The organism is Betaproteobacteria bacterium, from assembly GCA_016791345.1.
In the GTDB taxonomy this organism is placed as follows: Bacteria; Pseudomonadota; Gammaproteobacteria; order Burkholderiales; family JAEUMW01; genus JAEUMW01.
In genome coordinates this window covers 1-2,087 of the sequence record JAEUMW010000046.1, presented here as the reverse complement: position 1 = coordinate 2,087, position 2,087 = coordinate 1, and the positions used below count along the sequence as shown (strand labels likewise).

Annotated in this window: 1 protein-coding gene; it reads left to right on the top strand. The window is 66.7% G+C overall.

Features of this window, described 5'->3' with window-relative positions; genetic code table 11:
- A partial coding sequence (locus tag JNK68_01645; protein ID MBL8539051.1) for a DUF3141 domain-containing protein occupies positions 1-2,087 on the top strand: 2,087 nt, incomplete at both ends.

The window sequence follows — 2,087 nt, the reverse complement described above, 5'->3', positions numbered from 1 at the left end:
TGCGGATCTCGCGACCACGCCGAAGTCGCCGTGGGAGGTGTGGACGGACTGGGCGCGCTACGGCGTCGATTTCGCGCAGCGCAGCGTGCTCTTCTGGGACACCATGCGCCAGCGTGGCAACCAGTTCGTCGAGCACGAGCGTCAGGGGCTGCCGCCGGTGCTGCATTTCGAGTACGAGGTTCTGCTCGACGCGCGCACCTTCGAAAAGCCGGTCAACTACGCCCTGCTGCGCATCGTCCCGCCCGCCGGCGTGACGGTGGACGCGAAGCGCCGGCCATACGTGATCATCGACCCGCGCGCCGGACACGGTCCGGGCATCGGTGGCTTCAAGGACGATTCGCAGGTCGGCGTCGCCCTGCGCGACGGCCACCCCGTCTATTTCGTCATGTTCTTCCGCGAGCCGGAGCCTGGCCAAACGCTGCTCGACGTGTGCGAAGCCGAAGCGCGCTTCGCGCGCCACGTGCGGGAACTGCACCCGGACAGCCCGAAGCCCGCCATCGTCGGCAACTGCCAGGGCGGCTGGGCGGCGATGATGCTCGCGGCCGCGCATCCGGACGACATGGGGCCGATCGTGATCAACGGCGCGCCGATGTCGTACTGGGGCGGGGCGTGGAAGGACGGCGAGGGCGACAACCCAATGCGCTACGCGGGCGGCAACCTCGGCGGCACCTGGCTCTCTTCCTTCGCCGCGGACCTTGGCAACGGCGTCTTCGACGGTGCGGCGCTGGTGCAGAACTTCGAGAATCTGAATCCCGCGAACACCTTCTGGGACAAGTACTACCGCCTCTTCGCCAACATCGATACCGAACCGCCGCGCTTCCTCGAGTTCGAGCGCTGGTGGGGCGGCTTCTACCTCATGAACCGCGAAGAGATCGAGTGGATCACGCAGAACCTCTTCGTCGGCAACCGGCTGTGGTCGGGGGATGCTAAGAGCGCAGCCGGCAAGGTGTTCGATCTGCGCGAAGTCAAGTCCCCGATCGTCCTCTTCGCGTCGATGGGCGACAACATCACGCCGCCGCAACAGGCCTTCAACTGGGTCGCGGACGTCTACGGCTCGACCTACGACATCAAGGCGCGCGGCCAGGTGATCGTCGGTCTGCTGCACGAGAATGTCGGCCACCTCGGCATCTTCGTCTCCGGCAAGGTGGCGACGAAGGAGCATTCGCAGATCGTGTCGGTGTTGAAGTCGATCGAGGCGCTGGCACCGGGTCTCTACGGCATGAAGATCGTGGAAACGCGGGGTGCGGGCGGGACTCCGCAGTACGAAGTCGAGTTCGAGGAGAAGCAGATCGAGGAAGTCTGCTCGCGCCTGAACCGCTTCCGCCGCGTCGACGAGAAGCCGTTCCAGGCGGTCGCCGCCGTTTCCGACTTCAACCAGCGCGCCTACGAGCTTTTCGCGCAGCCGCTGGTGCAGTCGCTCGCCAACGAATACACGGCGAAACTCTCGCGCGATTTCCAGCCGCTGCGCGCCGAGCGCTGGTCGTTCTCGGACCTGAATCCCTGGCTCGGGTGGCTCGCGCCTGCAGCGGAAATGGTGAAGGCGCAGCGTCAGGAGCTTGGCCCCGACGCGGCCGGTCGCCGTATCGAGAAAATGCTCTCGGAGTTCACCAGCGCGTCGCTCGACTACTACCGCGAGCTGCGCGACGCGGCGAGCGAGGCGATGTTCTTCCAGACCTATGGCAATCTCTTCGCGCTGTACCTGGCGGACAAGAGCGGCGCGCAAGCGGGGCCGGCACCGGTCGTGGCGCCGCAGGACCTGCCCGTGGTGCAGGAGGCGCTCGCCGCCGTCGACCGCGGCGGCTATGCGGAGGCGATCGCACGTGTTGCTTCGCTACTCATGGCGGATGATCAGGTCCTGCCGCTGGCGCGGCTCGAACTCAAGCGCGATCTCATGACGGATTACGCACACCTCCTGCCGGATCTCGCGCCGGACGCGCGCCGGCGCATCCGCGGCGAACAGGACATCATCGTGCGCTACGCGCGCGAGCAGGCGGTGGCGACGTTGCCGAAGCTGCTGGCCGATCCCGCCGACCGCGACCGCTTCATCGAGTTGCTCACCAATCTGCGCAGCGATCCGCGTCTGCTCG